The following is a 16,934-nucleotide window of genomic DNA, read 5'->3' on the forward strand; positions in this document are numbered from 1 at the left end:
CTCAAGCCAAGGCCCTATCGCTACACAAAACTCGAACCACTGCCCGGCAGTCGTAAGTTCAGTCCCGGTAGGTAGCCATTGCCAAACCGATTCGTGCAACTCTGATGTGGGGTCAATTAATGCAGCAATCCTACGGGTCGCTTCGAGTTCGATTCCTTCGATGGCGATTGTCCGATGATCTCGCAGGTCGATTCTACAGTTCTCGCATATATGGACGCCATATGACGACTTCCACCTGAGCGGACGCTCGCATGCGGGGTTAGGGCACTGCGATATAAGTGCGCCACCGGTATGAGGGCAATGGTCAAATGCTAGAATATCCCAGATGGCCCGATGGTGGGCGGATAACCGAAGCGTTTCTGGACACACTCGTCGCAATTCGGGTTCCCGAAAAGTCCTTAGTAGGTCATTTCCGAAGAAGTTCATTCTTTCTGTGCGCAGCGCTCCGCTATAGCATCGCAAAATAATATCGGAACTGGAGCAGCCAAGAACATCCGCCAGGCTTTCCGCAAAAGGCGAAGCAATAAAAGGAAGATTTCGCGGTCTCGAAGTCACCAAGCCCGCGCGCTTCAAAGCTTCGCGAAGAACCTGATGCACATTATCGCTGGCCCTTCGCGCTAAAAATCCCAATAGGCTCTCGTCGGGCAAGATCGATGGCTCTGGCCGGAGCAAAAAGCGTTCCCTCTTAGGAGATAGCTGATACATAGGTCGTCATCCGATAGGCTCAAGTGATCTCGAAGAAATGCCTTCGACAAAAGCATTTCTGCCGCAAACACCCATCGGAATTGCCCACTCTTCCACTGCGAGGGTGAGATCGTCTTCCGTAATGATGTCGTCTTCGCGTTCGACCATGCCTGAGATGGCAAATCGGACGAGATTCGATACGTGACCAATAGTGCCCGAAGAGACATCCTGAAGACATGCGCAGATTTCCGGCTTCGCGAGATTGGATTTTCGTCCGGTAATCCCCGCCGACACGAGATGCTCATCGAGCTCATCAATGTAGCCAATAAAGAGCTGGCGGTCTTTCGTCTTCAGTGGATTTAGTGGATCGAATTGGATCGGTGGTCGAGTGCGGCTCGCGAACTCCGGGTCTTTCGTAATTACCTCGACTCGCTTCAAGCCCAGAACGGCCATGGCGCAGATCCCCTCGTTCAAAAGTTGCTTGCATGAAGCGGCGACCGAGTATTGCGGCGCTTTATCTTCCCGATGAATGAGGTGATGAAATTCGTCGATGATAAGTAACTCCACCCGAGCTTCAATGAGGTACCGATACATTCGCTCTCTCATGTCAGCCTCGGTGCCGGCTTTGCTTTTCTCCCCTTCAAAGGTGCGTAGTATGTCCGAATAGAGCCGTCGCGGCGTCGACTTGGGCTGCAGCTCGACGTAGATTACAGGGCGAACGCCTATTTCCCCATCATATTCTGGAATGCTTAGCCCTTTCATATAAAGGTCTACGGCGCAGGATTTGCCGGACGATGAAGGGCCAATGACCGGCAATGCCCGCTGCATTTTGAAGCGTGTTTTCCGCGCGATCTTGCGCATTATTTCAAATTCATGATGAAGTCGAACTGTTCGCGGATGATGAAAGCGGATCTTCTCAAACGCTGCTTGGAAATCGGCGATGAGCTCTGTTTTATGGGCTGCAGACATCCAAAGGCTCCTACTTTTCATTGGTCCAACTTGACCTGATGCTCGCTGGATCTTCTGAGGAAAACATATCGACGACATCCTTGGAGACCTTGTCGAGGCGAGCTACCGGCGACGACTGATCGCCTGTTGGTGGAGGTGTAATTTCGCCGATGCGGCGCTCCTTTTCTTGGTTGGCCGCACGAGTGCCGGCGGCCTTCTCCGTAGCGGCTTTACCGCCGCGCCGTGACTGACGTAGAGGTTTACCGCCATCTTGGCGGTCACCGGCCATGACATCGGTAGCGATGAAATAAGCACCCATGCCAGATGTTGATGCTGGCACGGTCAATAGCGGAACACCGCCCTTGTACGGCGTCGATAGCGCACCATTTCGGAGTTGAAGTTCCTTGCGTCGGCTGCGCATCCGCAGCTTTGGGTCATGCGTTTCGGCATGGGCCCGAAGCTGGTTCAATGCCGCAAGCCTGTCCTTTTCTGTTCGGTATTCGTTATTGCGCTCATTGGCGTATTGCCTGACTTGCCGGTGAACAGCCAACGGTAGACCATTTGCATATTTCTCGTCGGTGCATTTCAGCCGGACATATTCCTGGCGAGCTATGCTCCAGACGTTCATGCCCCCAATATCGGCTGGATTAATTGTGAATTTGGTCTTGAACTGATTTGATCCCCTGGCCGGGTTTCTTCCAACTTGATAAGCGGCGTTGTCGTGAAGTAACTGAGTAACGACATCTTCATCATGGTACTTGAGGCCAAAATGCCGGACGCCCGATCGCCGGACAGTGATGTCACTGACGGTCATCCCGAAGAACGCATCGAGGCGATCAGGATCGTCGGCGAATACGGTTATCCCAGTTGCGCGAGCTCCGATCTTCCATGCGAGATTTGGCTGCATGTTGATGCCGTCGTGCACCGTGATGTGATAGTTGTCGACGATCGCCTCTAAAATGAGTTCCCACAGCGTTTCCAGCGTCAGAACCGCGGTCTTTGCGGGATCGAAGCCCAGCTTGCGCAAAGTATGAGGGGGATACGGAATGCCACCTGAGATTCGATGGAACAGTATCAAGTTGAGCGTTTCAAAAAACCGCTCGACATAAATCTTGTACTCAGGCGTCTTGATCGGCGCCCATATCACGTCCACGCCAAAGTCAATCACTCCATCTTGGAATGATTTGCCAACGGTCTCCCAGGCGTTATCGACGACGACATACTGTGGTTTGCCATGATTGTCCCACGAGTTTTTGAGGTGTGGGACGGTTGCCAGAAAATCGTCCTTTGGCAAAACTGCCTGCTTGAAGCAGGCGGAAATTGTATAGAGAGACGGGGGCTCAAAGGTAACAAAGCAGCCCAAGACAGATCGCGTGAAGGCGTCCAAGGCGGCCACGAAGGTCGGTCGCCCCAACGGTAGGAGCGACTTGGTGTCGAGAACACAGATTGTGTCGACAGACGTATGATCGAAGAGGACGTATTGGAGTATGCGGGTCGGAGTCCAGCTCAGAGTTGTGCCCAAGAATTTGGCTCGTGCGGCCCTCTCACCATACTTTACTCGCTCGGTCTCGTAACACCCAGATCTAGCAATGCGTCGACAAAAGGCGCTGTAAGACAGAAGACTACAGGCGACTTCGTTTGTCGTATTGTGGCCGCGGAGCAGAGCACGATAGAGCTGCAAATAACGTTGAAAGCGCGCATACGCTTCATCCCGAGAACGATAGAAGTCCGACCAATACCAAGCAATACAGCGTTGGATGATCTCGTCGAAACGGCCGCGTCGTTTAGCGCTTAGCGTTAGGTGTTTTCGCTGGTAAAAGGCCTTTCGACGAAAACCGGCCTCACCTTCTGCCAGGGCCCGACGAAGCGTCCCGGCACTTGGGGTCCAGGTAAATTCCTGCGCTTCAGGGTCCCGGGAGATTTTTGCGATGAATGACCGCAGTGACGTCGTTGATTTCGAAACCGGCGATTTATCAAATGCCCGAACGTAATATGCTTTGATAGCTGCTCGATCATTCGCTTCGCTGAGGTCCTCATGAGTGAGCTTTTTTTCCCGAGACCTGGTTGCCGCTACTTGCGCAATTGAGCGGGCATCCAGTGATACGCGTATGATCTGCTTTTGCCCGAGCAGCGACCGAATTTCGCTCTCGCGATACGTACAGCGGACATTTTGGCGGAGATTATGGAAGACATAGATGTCTTCGACCACCGCGGGTCTGCCAAATTCATCAGTGGCATGAGAATTATCGAATGCTTCCAGATATTGGTGTCGGATCTTGTGGATGTTATATAGCGCATGCGGAACAAAAGCGAAGCGGACACCCATTGTCAAACTCCTAGGCGAAGAGTTTCGAGATTATTGTATCTTTGGAGAGTGGCCGTGACGTATCCACGTGCAGGAAGCGGTCAACCATGAGCCTAGAGAGGATCGCAAGCGCGCGTGGTTCAAATTTAAGCGCCTCGACGAAATCACCGAACGGAGCTCTGCCTCCGTTCGCATCCAAGAGCTGAAGCACCAGTGCGCGTTCAAATGCGCTCACCCGAGAGTGCCGATATTGAGCCATTCGCTCGAGAAGCAGATGTTCGCGTGTGAAAAGATCCTGCCTTGTCTTGCGAATAAAGGCCCACCCCAAAGATGTGTAAACCTCTTCTGCCAGACGAAGCTTTTCTGCGTAGGCGGGATCTCGAGTGAATTCTTGCTCGTATTTCTTGAGCTCGATGATCTCGACCGGATGCGCAGAGACACTCGTCATGTTCCGCCGGTGGTCTGCTATATATTGATAGTGCTTACCGTGCCGAAAGATTTCTAGTCGGTGTGCTTGTGCGACCCAACTCATCACGCTGGTGTCAAATTCAGAGAATAGGAACTGGGCCGCTTCTTCAGCGGCTTCCCAGGGCATTGGTCTGCCACACTTCCTACTAAGAAATGTCCCTGTTGGTTTTGTATGGCGCCCATTGATGATCGTCCGGATTGGACCACCGTCGTCTGCCTCGACGATGAAAGCCTGGGCGTTTACCAAGCGACTTTTGAGTTCGATGAGCTTCATCGTTCCCCCATCGACAGATTGCTCGAGCTTCGGCTTGTGAAAGTCGACCCGCACCTTGCTTCGAATTTTGTGCAAACCAACGCACTGGCTGGCGTCTTCACGCTGCCTTGACGGACTTTGTATCAAAGTGAGACAAAGGTCGGAGTACTTAGTGTCAGAGTGACATAAAGTACCGCCGCGTTGATTCGTCCGAGCAATTATCGCTCCAGCCGGATGGTACGGGACCCAACGGACTGGGAGTTGGTAACTTGAGGTGTTCGTGATTCGAGTCGAATTGAATATTAATGTAACATTCAAAAGAGTCAAGTGATGCGAAAAGATCGCCCCGATCGGGTGTTGTCTTTGATCAAAGCTCAATCGGATTGGTGGGAGATCGGACGCGAATTTCGAGATTTTCGAGCTGAAGCCGGTTCGAGGGCGGTCTACGCGCAGCTTCTTGAGGCGGCCTCTGAAGCAGCGAAAAAATCTACGACGCAGCTACGCCGGTATCAGTCTTCCTACGAATTCGCAGAAAGGCTCGTTGCGGCGGGGCGGGTGAACAGTCTTGCCGAAGCGCTAAAAATACCTGAAGTGACATTGGATTGCCTTGCCAGGCTCGATCGCTTGTCAAAGGCTTCTGTTAATCGATTTTTACGGCAGGAGCCGCTGCCATCTTTCACATATCGTGACGTTCAGGAAGAGCTAAAAAGGCAGTCACTGAAACAAAAGGCAAAATTGGGACCTCGGGAATTAGCGCGCCGAATGCCGGTGTGGTTTCATGATGAGTGCCTCACTTACCTTCGCCAACACAGTAAGCAGATTTCTAAAGAGTACGAAAACGTAGTCTACCGAGATAAATGGCCATTCGAAGTGCCCGTCGATGCAATTATCATCGGCCGGCAGGGCGACTGGTGTGACGGAAGTGAGTTTGTCTTTGGGACTGATTCACAGCCGGACCTCTTAAAGCTGGTCTATAAACTGTCCTGGTCGGCGAGATTCTTCAGATCGCTTTGGATTTGGATACCCGTTAACTACAAATACTATGAGCAGATGAGCGATATGTTGAAATGTTCCAATCTGCAGAATGTCGGTGTGATCTCATTCGATGCCGACCAGACAAAGCACAGAGTTATTCGGCGACCTAGCGGTCAGCTTAATAACGTCGACCCTCGCCGGAGCTTCATAGATGCACTTCTTTCTATGATGGGGCCGACTTATGCGAGCGCAAATCTCGAGTCAAAAATCTGATCGTCGATTGGCGACCGAATGCTTGGTTTTTCAGCCATACACATCAGAGCTTCAACATGACGGACGGAGCCACCCGCGTCGTGTCGGCACAGTGCGGTATGTGTGTTACGAGCCCGGTGCCGAAGATTTCGTCCCGCGCATTGTCGAAATCTGATGAAAATTGACATAGTATCATTGAACCTAGTAGCGATCGCAGCGGTAGAAAGGCGCGTGTCGAACGGCTGGGAAGCTAACCCTCCTGAGTGATGGAGGAAGCCTTTTTTAAGGATGCGACGATTTCAGGCCGCCGCCATGGTCCTGGCCATGATCGCGGGCCAGATTGATCAAGCTGCTTGTTTCGGGCTCCAATTAAATTTGAGTTGAAGCCGATTAAGGTCAAGAACAGTCATCTCATCAACGGTAGTTCGTTCGAGCGCGTTCAGCCTCACTCCTACAACTTCTCCAACGATATGCGGCAAAATCCATCTCTGTAGCCGCAGAGGTTCTGGATCGAATTCGTCGTTTATTCCCTCGGACTTCGATGGAATGAGCGCTGGGAAAGGCCCAACACGGGATCTTCCATCTTTCACACCGGCCAGGATAACCCAAGCGATCAAGAACTGGTTTGCCGACGTCGATAAAAATGGCGCGGTGACTGTTGCCTCAATAGTTACAACGCGACCAGGGGGAGCATATTGAAGAGATTGGCCATATTGATTTCGGCCTTCAACTGATGTTGCGAAGAAGTTTGGCCTCGCACGCAGGTGTCGCCATAGATCAGTTTCATCTAAAGCTCTGGTGATGCGATGAAGACGGCCTGTTTCAATGGCTTTCACGCTAGTCTCGATGACTGGACCATCGCCGACACCATCTTTGAATTTTTCGGCTGGCTCGTTTTTAACCGATTGCAGTCAGGCAACCAGATTCTGCCATTGCGCTTGGGCAATAGGGCTCATAGGGAAGCGAGTGGGATATGACATTTCTTGCTCCGTTAATGCGATTTTCAGGCCGAGGCATTGCATCCTCGATCTCCATTTCATCATGGACTCATGCAAGGAACAAAAAGTCTCTCCTTATCTTTCAAGGAAGCTTGAATTTATCTAGTGACGTCAACATTTCATGCTGTTCGAAGCCGAAGGAGGACTGTTCGTCGAGGACTGCTGATGCAGGACTGACACTGAGGGCACACTTGGGGAACCTCCTGTGCCAGGGTCCCACGCGAGCTACCGCCCAAAGGTCAGCGGACGCGGGACATCTATATCCGCGATCTTCATATCGACATGATCAAGCTGAAAATGCGAGACTTCCGATGAAGCAGTCGTAGACGCACAGCGCGTTATAGGGAATAATTCGCGCATATTTCGGGGGGCTCTGTTGAAGTGCCTAAATTCGCTTTTGGGGGCGTACATTCCCCTCCGAGGAGCGAATATATGTAGTAGCAGAGCGCGCTCACCTGTCCGAGTGGCCAAAGCCAACTCCACAGCTGAGCCGCTCGAAATCGATTTTGTTAGGGCCGTAGCTGGGGGCGGGCTTGGAACGGATATATAGGGATTCGCTGGAGGAGGCCTCCACAACGACCGGGTCGGGAGCCGGCGGATCGAAGGATGGTGGCGAACGCGCTGCGCTCAGCGCGTTCGTGGTTTACATAAAGCGAAACCGCGTCCGGATCCTCAAAGACTATCCGTCACCGCTCGCATTCTGCTCGGACTTGGTCTCTGGTCGGCGATCGAACGAGTACCGGCGCGGAGCGATGGCACTCATCGAGGGCGCTTCGGCCGCTGCTCGCGACTACGCGATCGCCTCCGCTTACGCGTTGCTCATCGGCGAAGAAAAGCGCCGGAAGCTTTCCGCATACTTCACCCCGCCGGCCCTGGCGGCAGCAGCGATCGAGGCAGCCGAAGATCTGATCAAAGACAAGGACTTCCCATACGTACTGGATCCGGCATGCGGCGGCGGATCCTTCCTGACCGAGATATCGACCATGCTGGTCGACCGGGCGGCTTCGCGAGGGACGTCGTCGACGCGAGCGTGTTCCAAGGTTCTGGAGCGCCTATCGGGGATCGAGCTCGATACCGGCTTGGCCAGACTGTCAACGAAGCTGGTTCGTCGAATCATGACGGAACGGTATGACTATCGACGTCCGGCAAACGGAGCGCTAGTCTGGCGCGCAGATGCACTGCGGGCGAACCTGAAGCAAAGGTTCGACCTCATTGTCGGAAACCCCCCTTACGGCAAGGTTGGGCGCTCGGTGGCGCCGCAGATCCTGGCACAGGCGGGAGAGGCCGCTCTCGGAGGGCATACCAACTTCTATGCGCTTTTCCTGGTGAGGGCGCTCGATTGGCTTCGCCCCGGAGGGGGCCTGGTATTCGTCCTGCCGACCAGCTTCGTCGCCGGCCCGTATTTCGCGGGCCTTCGACGAGAGGTCCTGGCGCGAGCTGAAGTTGTCAGCATCGACCTGCATGAACAAAGGGAATACCTCTTCGTTGACGCCGTTCAAGACGTCTGTCTGCTCGTGCTTCGGCGCAAAGATCCGAAGAATGCAGCCATGAAGGGCGGCGGCTGGTATAAGCTCGGCTATATCGACGCGTCGGGAAAAAGGCATCCGATCGGGCAAGCGGAAGCAAAGCCGGACGGCGAGCCCTGGACGTTGCCGGTGCTGGGACTTGCCAAAGGCGCCGAGGTTCGCAAGACGGCGGAGAAAGCCTTCACGCTCGAGGATTACGGATATCGGGTCAGGGTGGGTAAGGTCGTGCCCACGCGGGAGCGCGATCGCCTCAAGACGAAGCGGACCAAGAAGAGTCTCCCTCTCCTATGGGCCTCGGATGTTCGCCCCGACGGATCGTTCCTCTACGGCGGCAGCGAGCGCGGAGAGAACGCGAGCTGGTACGTCCCGGCTACCGCGGGACCGATCAGCTACTGCATCCGCGGTCGCGCCGTAGTGGTGCAGAGAACGAGCAATCGAGAACAGCGAAGGCGGCTGAACGCTGCGCCGGTGTCGCGGACCTTCCTCAGGAACGAAGGAAGCGGTGGATTTGTGGCCGAGAACCACGTGATCGTGCTGGAACCTACCAGTAAGAAGCCGAGGGTGGCGCCGGAAGCGCTGGCGCACCTGCTCAACTCGGCACCGGCAAACGATCGGTTCTCCGCGGTCTCGGGGAGCTTCAGCGTTTCGGCTCGGCTCCTCGCCCGCCTGGCACTGCCCGATTGGGCGCGGTTGCCCGATCACAAGGATGCCGGCTACGCCGCCAAGCTTTCAAGAGCGTTCTCGAGGGTAGGCCCGCTGCTTGCGCAGCTAAAGGCGCCGGGCGATCTTGAGCACGCCATCGACTAGAAAAGAAATCCGCTTAGCAGCCTCCCCTTCGACCAAGACGCCCACCTCGAGAGAAAGGTCAGTTCCGGATCCGAGGACGTTAGCCGATCCGACATATGCCAGTGTGTCGTCGGCGAGGACGATCTTGGCATGAAAGGTCTCGTAGGGAAGAAGCCGCTTCTCCTCGTGCCATATAAAGTAGTCGAAAACTGATACTCCGGGAGTTTCCAGCCAATCCCTGTGGACGATGCCGATATCGCGAACATAGTCGTCGGTCTTTCGCAGGATGAGCTTCTTCTCGACATGCAAGTCGGCAGCCTCGACAAGGGATTTCAGCCATTCGAAGCCTTTGGCGTTCAGGAAGGGCGACATGACGACCAGGCGGCGGCGCGAAGAGCGGGCAACGCGAAGAAAAGCCTCGTTCGTCGGGAGAAAGTTCGAGGCCCTCTGGCTGTAGCCCGCGAACAAATTCTCGAGATGGCTTGGCGCCATCGGTAGCGATACCGCAAGCTCCACGGATTTGGAATCCGACCTAAGGCGGCGGTAATGATCAGCGCCGCGCAGCACTGATACAAGACGATGTAATTCCGTCTGGGAAAGAGGCGTCGTCCAGCTCCTTTCCTCGGTGCCACGCCGGCAAACGCCGGCGACCTCGAGGCAGCGAAGCACCGTATCGGCTTGGTCGGGATCGATGCCTGGGTCCACAAGCCGCATTCGTTCGGCAACCCACGGGCCCGGCCCGAGGGCAGCTACGCCTTCGAGGACTCGGGCTGCGAGACCAGGCCACGGGGACGCGCAGCGCACGACCTCAGCATCGGTCGCCATCAGCTGCCCTGTCGCTCTCTCATCTCGCGCAGTTCGCGGACGATCTCGAAATAGCCGACAAGCTTGGTGCCTACTTGGTCCCAAAGTGGCGGCTCTCCGCCGATAAGGGCCGCGCGCGACAATAGCTGGTTTCCGGCAACGCATGACGTCTCCGGAATCATAATGCAGGCAGGACAAGCTCCGCCGCGATGGTCGCACAAGGTGCCGGATCCGCATCGGAGTTCTCGCCTAGCGACCAGATAGCGAAGGAACCCGCTGTTATGGTCCCGCCACATGGAAGAGATGTTGCCCAAGTCCTCCGTCATCCCTCGGCGGTGGACGACGAACGCCAAGTCAGCAGGGAAGATGACTTCGCTCATCGATCCGAGGTCGAGGCCGGAAAACCGGGCGATATCGTGCATCACGTGATGGGACATCGTGTGCAGAAGCAGGTAGGTCATCGACGTCACGTCGCGACCTCGCACCTGGGCTCTGTCGTCCCTGACACGGAAGTCCTGAAGGAACAGCTTGAAGTCGCGATATGTCTCGAGCATGACGGAGCCGAGCGTCCGCGGCGCGACGGGCATCTCCGAAAGGACGCCGTTGCGCATCAGGAACGCGCCGACTGCGTCGGCATTCAAACGAAAATAGAGTGCTTCGTTCTGCTGTTCGATGACGTAGACCGGCCGCTTATGGCTCGGCAGAGGAGGGAAGGCCATTAACCGGACAGGCATCGATCGGTTCTTCTGCGTGGTCTCGGGCGTTGAAGACACGCGAGTATACCCGAACGAAAATTCGACCATGTCTAGGTTCTTGACGAGCCGGAGGTCGGAGACGCCGGTTCGATCGAGGTCCTCCGCAACTCTGGCCCGGTAGACATCCTCGTGGCCCGGGCATCCATGCTCCACGCATAGCTCGGGATGAGGCTCTCGAAGGTCGTTCGAGGATTGAGGCAGGTCGAGCCGCTCGCGTTTGAAAGCGTCATGCTCGATCGTCGCACGGATCGGATCATATCGCCGGGCATAATCCTCCCGTTCGTCCACGCGCGCCCTTAGCGGGAGGCTGGCTTGAGCGGTCTTCTTCACCAGGCCGTCCCTGAACCAGGCCTCCCGCATCTGCCGGGCCATCTTCAGGATTTCGTCGGAGCTGCCGGCGGCGCCTTTGGCGAGATTGAGCAACCCCTGGTACGTCTGCCACTGTGAGGTCGCTTTCGGCCCGGCTTCGGCAAGCTGGGCTTCGATTTCGGCGTCGGTTGGCTCTCCGGCGACCATGCCGTGAAGAGATGCAAGCTTCGACACCAGCGCGTTCTTCTTCTCAGGTCGCAGCAGTGAAACCAACTCAGCGTCCTTATAGACGATGAATCGCGCCGACTGGACATAGAACACCGGGGAGGCGCGATAGGAGACTGGGATCATGTTGATCTCGTTCCACTCGTGCGGCACTTGCTTTTCCATCAGCGGCTTGAGCTGCTCGTACGTGAACTTGTCCGTCTGGTAAACCTCACGCTCCGCCTGGCAGCCGAAGCATTTGAAGCGCCAGCGGGAGAACTGGTTGCCGCGCTTCACGAGAGCGAACTCTTCCGAACCGCATGTGCAGCGGCTTGTCTTTGTGACTTCTCCTTCTTGATTGAACACGTAGCGAAACGGCGAAAGCGCTTCCAGGCCGCCTGACCAGTGGACATATACGACGTCGAGCTGTCGCCACCGGCACGGGCCGCCGAGAGCGTCGCCGCGCTGGCAATGATCCGGGAGCGGATCTCCTAGTTGATGATCCGCCGAGCGATATTCTTTAACCTTGAGGCAAGTGTCACAGCGATAGGACAGCGGACCCGGAAGATACCCCATCCGCTCCGGTCGCATGAACGCAAACGCAGCCATCCCAAACTCGACATCGGCCGTTAGAGGGTTCAAGAAGCAGGAGTCGAGAAGCTGATTCGGATATACCGGCGACGTCCGTGTTGTCGAAATCGATAGGCCCCGATGGAGCCAGCTCTTGCAAAATTCGTGCAGGGTCTCTCTGATCTGCTCCCTGACGGTGAACCTGGACGAAAGATCGATTTCCTCCTGCTCGACGGGAACCGCAATGCATGCGCCCTTGCCACCTTCCCAGGTGAACATCGCCCCCGGCGCATAGGCGGTGGCGATCTGCGGCTGCGAGCGATTCATCGTAGGGGGCAGCGAACGCGACTTGGATTGACCGTAGTTGCCTTGGCTGTCAGCCATGTTCAGTCCTTTACATCGATTGGAAGCGGGTCACTGTCGACGTCCGATCTGGAGGCATGCTTCCGCTGCCCACGAATGATGCGCATGACCTGCTTCACTGACTCCAGCTGAGTGAACTTTCGGCTGAAGGGGTCGTAGCGCCCCCCTTGGATCTGGCCGCCGGCGTCGACGTCACGCAGAGAGGTCATCGGTTTCCGGACAGCCGTGTTCTGGATCTGCTGCCAAAAGTCCGCCAAACGACTGGAATCCGAATGATCACACATCATCTCCATCAAGGCCCGGACATGCTGTTCCACGAGGGTCCTTTGGTGGTCCGGATGCAGCGTGGCGCCGATACCGCTATCTCCCCTTCCTTCGACGCCGATAGCCTCCAGGATGAAATCCACGACAGACTGCTGGGCGGCTGGGCGGCCGCCGCGATATCGGTCGGCCCAGGATTTTACAGACGAGGCCTTCGTGAAAGCCCGTGCCTGATCCTTCGCTGCGTCAGCGGCGCCGAAGAACTCCATTTGCTCGACCACGGCGCAAAGATAGGCCTGAAAAGCACTCGAGATCATTCGCTTGATCGCCTTGTCCGTCCAGCGCTGAACCGCCGGCGGCGGGATCATCCGCTCCAGAAAGCGGTGGAATTGATCGTGCGTTTCGACGACGTATCTGTCGCGTCGGCTGTGCGGTGTCGGTATCAGCACCGAGAAACCGACGTGGGTTCGTCCGACGCGGCTCGAAGCTTGGATGTATTCTCCGATGTCCCCCGGCAACCCAGCGAAGAACATAGCATTGAAGCGGTCAACGTCGACGCCGTGGCTGATGGCGGAAGTCGCGACGATATTGCGCAAGACGGTCCCCAATGGCTCAAATGCCTGGGATTTACTGGGGCGCTTTTCAGCCTTCTCCATTACGTCCTGGATTTCAGCGATTGTGATCCCGCCAGAGATGAGCTCTGTCTCGAACGGAAGATCGCCGATGCCGCACTCCTTCTGGTCGTGCTCGACTTGCGAGGCCAGCGTCTCGATGATCTGGTCGCCGCCTTTCTTGTTGGTGACATAGACGAGGGAAATCCGATGAAGGTCGAGGAGGCTGGCGAGCACATGACGATTGTCGGTGCTCGAGGCAAGGACGTCCCGGAGCGCATCAGCACGTAGCGGCGTGAGCGGATCGTAGGAAGGCAGAGCTGCGATCATCTCCGTCACCGCCTCCGACGACCTCCCGGCCACTGCGACGGCTTCCCAGAGGCGGGCGAACGCCGCGTGGTAGGCAGAGACGACAGCCGACGTCGTCATCGTATGGCTCCGCCCATTGGTCATGATGGAAGCATAGGTCCGCATTCGCGGAGCCGAGTGTTCGGGGCGGTCTCGAAGCGGGAGCGACGCCGCGAAGGCTTGGCGGACAGCCGGCTTCGGCTCCTGCGGAGCCGCATAGAAAGATTCATACAGCGTAGGGCCGGGACAGGGGAACCTGAGCGTACGGCGCTGATATAGAACCTGCAGCTGCCGATCTGGATCTGAAATCGTCGCAGTCGCCGCGATGACCTTCGCGAGCCGGGGTTGTCGCATGTCGGACTGGGGATGGGCGCGCCAGGAGGCGACGATATCCTTGAGACGGTCGCTCCCTAGGCGGAGGAAGATTCGCTCCAACAGCGTCTCGAAAAGGCCGGCGAAGGTTCCGAGGCTTTCGTCGAGCAGATGCCCTTCATCTTGAATGATGAGGCTGGGAAAGGGATCCAAGAATATCTTTTCGCCATTCGAAAAGGCAGGATAGATGGGCCGTAGACCTTCAGTTTGCGCGGCAAGAACATTGGTCTTTCCCCGTGGCATCATCAGGTGCTGGTTGTCCGGATCGAGATAGCGGGCGCAACCAAACATCCCGACAATGGCATTGATCGTGCGGTCGTGCTGGCCGACGAGGGCGAGCTTATCTATCGTGCCGAGGATGGCGGACGGCGCGCGCTGGTAAATGGTGTCGTCGGTCAGCAGGAAGGGCAGCGGCACCCGATGAGGCGCCGGAGGATTCGCGACGTTCCAACCGCACTCGTCGTTGAAGCAAACGATCCCGACGCGATTCTTCTGAGCCCGATACCGCCTCATGCCTGTCGGTCGGTCGCAACACGGACAGGTCCGCAGCTTGTCGAACGATTCGAGGGCATCCATGTAGCGATCCGAAGTGTCTTGTGCTTTTGCCTTGCCGGGATCGCCAGGAAGCACCTTTAAAAGTTTCTCGTCAGTCGGGTGAGCAGCTTCCGTGATCAGTGGCACCGCGGCGAAACCCTGGTCGACGCGGTTGGGCGTGTTTCCGGAGCCGACCCAGAAGCCGAGCTCAAACGGCCATCCGGCGATCCGCCGTTCGAGGCGGACCAGTTCAGCCTGGACCAGAATCCGGGTCAGTCGCCGAGCTTGCTGCAGCGTCAAAAGCCTCAACGGATACCGAATGAGCGCTGTGACGCCGCGCACCTTGCCGCGTAGTCGATCAAGGAAGAGATTGAAGATGAGCAGGCCGAAGAAAGCTTCCGACTTGCCGCCGCCGGTGGAAAAGTAAAGCAAGCTGGCCGAAAGCTCGTCTCGAACGGGATCGAATCGGTCTTCAAACTCGGGCATCCTCGACGCGAGGGTCGGAACATGCGCGAGAATGAACGCCATTTGGAAGAGGCGCCAGCTGCCATGCTGCTTGCTATGGCGTGCGAAGGTCTCGTTGGTGAGAATCCATGCTCGCCACGGAACGGCAGTGCGTTCAAGCCGTTTGCGCTCGGTCGGGGTCATCCTGTCGGACGAAAGGGACTTCGCCGCGGCCTGCGAGTCCTGAAGCAGCTTGATTCCGCTCCTGATATATCCGCTCTCTCGCTGGTACGCTTCCAGGTCCTTCTCGCGCGACTCGCTCGCGTCGGCGGAGGGATCGGACGACGGCCGAGAAGCATCCTGCCGCCTCTGCTTCTCTATCCATCGATCATAGTCATCCGCCAGCGCAAGCAGCCTGCTCACCTCAAGCTTTTCGTCCGCCAGAACGGAATAGGCCGTTGGGACATCAGGTGTATTTCTAGGATCGATCCGCGGCTGCACGTAGCGTGGCGACCAAGTGGTATGCAAGACGACGTTGGACGGCTCTCCCGCTCCAGGGCGAACACCGCAATTCAAGCCCATCGCTGGATATTCCAACCATTGCAGGAAGCGATAGGAAGGCTCGATGCGATCGAGCCGAAGCGGCACATGCATCCGGCTCGGGACGGACACCTCGAGCTCCACTTGGAAAAGCGAGTTTTCGCAGGACGGGTCTGTGGCGCCGGTAGGCTTGCGTGATCCATTCTCGATCGCGATCCGAATATTCGTTCGCGACGCATCAACGAAATCAGGATCTGGATCGATGATGAGCTCGACGTTGGTGAAATCGGGCTTTATATGGTCCAGGACTGCTGGATTCCTCGAATTGAGGGAATCCACGAACCGATCCCAATCTTCGCGGGTAGCGAAGTTGCTGGGGAGGATGCTCTCGCCTGGCCGGTAAGCGGAACGCTTTCCCTCGTCTGTCGACAACCAGCCGCTCAGTGCGGTATCTACGGCTCCTTTAAAGCCGGCGGTGAAAGCCGTTTGTGCGCGCTCAATCGATCCGCGGTCACGAGGATCGAAGCTGTACTCTCCCAGATTGAGCTCCATCCTCTTCCATTTCTGGGGAATCGGCTGCGGGGCAGCGTGTTTATCGTCGAGAACGCCGGCACCACGTCGAATCGAGGCGGCTGCGTTGGCCGCGGGCGGAGCTTCGTCGTCAGCCGGCGTGTCGCTGGCCGACCTCTCCGCAGGTTCGTCGCTGTCCGTGGGATCAAATGCCGAAGCATCGTTGACGCCTTGGCCGAGGTCATCGGCAGTCGCCAGCCGCTTTGCCGGTCCGGCCCCATTCATAGCGAGGATGTTGATGCCCAGTTTCTCGAAGGCCTCATCGAACGCTTTGCGGCGGATCGCGGCCATGGCCTTTCCGCGCTCCCTAAGCGTTCCCCGGCGCTGATTTGCGGATTCGAGCCGCTTCTCGGCGGCCTTCCGAAGGCGATCTGCCTGATCCGCGGCGGCCTTAGCAGCCCCTTCGAACTCCTTGTTGCCGGCATTCTCAGCAGCTCGTTGCGCTGCGATGTCGCAGTCTTCGCGCGCCGCGTCGGCTTGGGCGACGACGTCGCCCGCGTCGGCGCTGGACCCGTCGTCACTCGGGATCTCGGGCATCAGGGCAGTCTGCGCCCTGATGTATTGGCCCGCCAATCGGTTGATTTCGTCGCGGACTTGGAGCGAAAGCTGTACCTGCGGCTGAAGATCGAAGCGTGGGTCAATGATGTCGTCCCAGGTTGGCAGAACCCGGATGTAGATGTTCGCGCGAGGGCGGAGGGCAACCGTCCCGGGGGTGTCCGACGCGACCTGGAAGTCCATTCCAATGGTCGAGATGTGGATGTCGGACGTCTCGTCGACGGCGCCGCTTGCGTTGAGGCGTGGCAATAGGAATCCGCTAACCAGCTTCGACGACGGTGGCGCCCCGTAGATGATGTCGCCCGCGTCTCCGCTGCCCGTACAGTGGTTGACGGTCAGGCCGAGTAGGGCATCGACGATCGCCTCCTTCGCTTCCGTGAAGTCGGTTCCGTTGCTGCGCATCTGCTCTTGTTCGGAGGCGGCAAGGTCTGCCGCAGCGATCTTCGTCGCGGTTGCGGAGATCGCACCCGCCGGTTCCTTTGCATCGGCGCCCATCCGT

9 protein-coding genes are annotated in these 16,934 nt (G+C 57.0%); 2 read left to right on the plus strand and 7 right to left on the minus strand.

The genetic code is table 11. The annotated features are described in order from the left end of the window. Positions 1 to 711 precede the first annotated feature (711 nt). From SMD27_RS21270 to SMD27_RS21280, 3 genes are read right to left on the minus strand one after another with little or no spacing between them, the layout of a single operon-like run. Entirely contained in the window at positions 712 to 1,653 is a 942-nt protein-coding gene (locus SMD27_RS21270; RefSeq protein ID WP_320510458.1) for a TniB family NTP-binding protein, read from the minus strand. A 10-nt stretch (positions 1,654 to 1,663) separates the two neighbouring features. Beyond that, the gene (locus SMD27_RS21275; RefSeq protein WP_320510459.1) at positions 1,664 to 3,958 is read right to left on the minus strand and encodes a hypothetical protein; all 2,295 of its coding nucleotides are present in this window, start codon (positions 3,956 to 3,958) and stop codon (positions 1,664 to 1,666) included. Between the two features lie 10 nt (positions 3,959 to 3,968). Next, positions 3,969 to 4,679 (minus strand): hypothetical protein, encoded by a 711-nt coding sequence (locus SMD27_RS21280; protein ID WP_320510460.1) that lies wholly within the window; start codon positions 4,677 to 4,679, stop codon positions 3,969 to 3,971. Positions 4,680 to 4,988: 309 nt separating this feature from the next. Here SMD27_RS21280 and SMD27_RS21285 point away from each other — a divergent pair, with 309 nt between their 5' ends. Further along, positions 4,989 to 5,906 (plus strand): hypothetical protein, encoded by a 918-nt coding sequence (locus tag SMD27_RS21285; RefSeq protein WP_320510461.1) that lies wholly within the window; start codon positions 4,989 to 4,991, stop codon positions 5,904 to 5,906. A gap of 323 nt (positions 5,907 to 6,229) precedes the next feature. Here the strand turns inward: SMD27_RS21285 and SMD27_RS21290 are convergent, their stop codons facing one another. Then, positions 6,230 to 6,721 (minus strand): hypothetical protein, encoded by a 492-nt coding sequence (locus SMD27_RS21290; protein WP_320510462.1) that lies wholly within the window; start codon positions 6,719 to 6,721, stop codon positions 6,230 to 6,232. A 914-nt stretch (positions 6,722 to 7,635) separates the two neighbouring features. On the opposite strand from SMD27_RS21290, the gene SMD27_RS21295 reads away from it, so the two are divergent. Then, positions 7,636 to 9,216: an Eco57I restriction-modification methylase domain-containing protein gene (locus SMD27_RS21295; RefSeq protein WP_320510463.1), complete on the plus strand. Its 1,581-nt coding sequence runs from the start codon at positions 7,636 to 7,638 to the stop codon at positions 9,214 to 9,216. Here SMD27_RS21295 and SMD27_RS21300 read toward each other — a convergent pair. The 3 genes from SMD27_RS21300 to SMD27_RS21310 are packed head-to-tail and all read right to left on the minus strand — an operon-like array spanning position 9,178 to position 16,930. Further along, on the minus strand, positions 9,178 to 10,020 hold the full coding sequence (locus tag SMD27_RS21300) for a phospholipase D-like domain-containing protein (RefSeq protein ID WP_320510464.1): 843 nt from the start codon (positions 10,018 to 10,020) through the stop codon (positions 9,178 to 9,180). The two genes, SMD27_RS21295 and SMD27_RS21300, sit on opposite strands and share 39 nt — an antisense overlap. Beyond that, positions 10,020 to 12,221 (minus strand): hypothetical protein, encoded by a 2,202-nt coding sequence (locus SMD27_RS21305; protein WP_320510465.1) that lies wholly within the window; start codon positions 12,219 to 12,221, stop codon positions 10,020 to 10,022. Before SMD27_RS21305 ends, SMD27_RS21300 begins: the two co-directional genes overlap by 1 nt. A gap of 2 nt (positions 12,222 to 12,223) precedes the next feature. Further along, the gene (locus SMD27_RS21310; RefSeq protein ID WP_320510466.1) at positions 12,224 to 16,930 is read right to left on the minus strand and encodes a DEAD/DEAH box helicase; all 4,707 of its coding nucleotides are present in this window, start codon (positions 16,928 to 16,930) and stop codon (positions 12,224 to 12,226) included. Positions 16,931 to 16,934: the final 4 nt, after the last annotated feature.

This window comes from Dongia soli, assembly GCF_034044715.1.
Lineage (GTDB): Bacteria > Pseudomonadota > Alphaproteobacteria > Dongiales > Dongiaceae > Dongia_B > Dongia_B soli.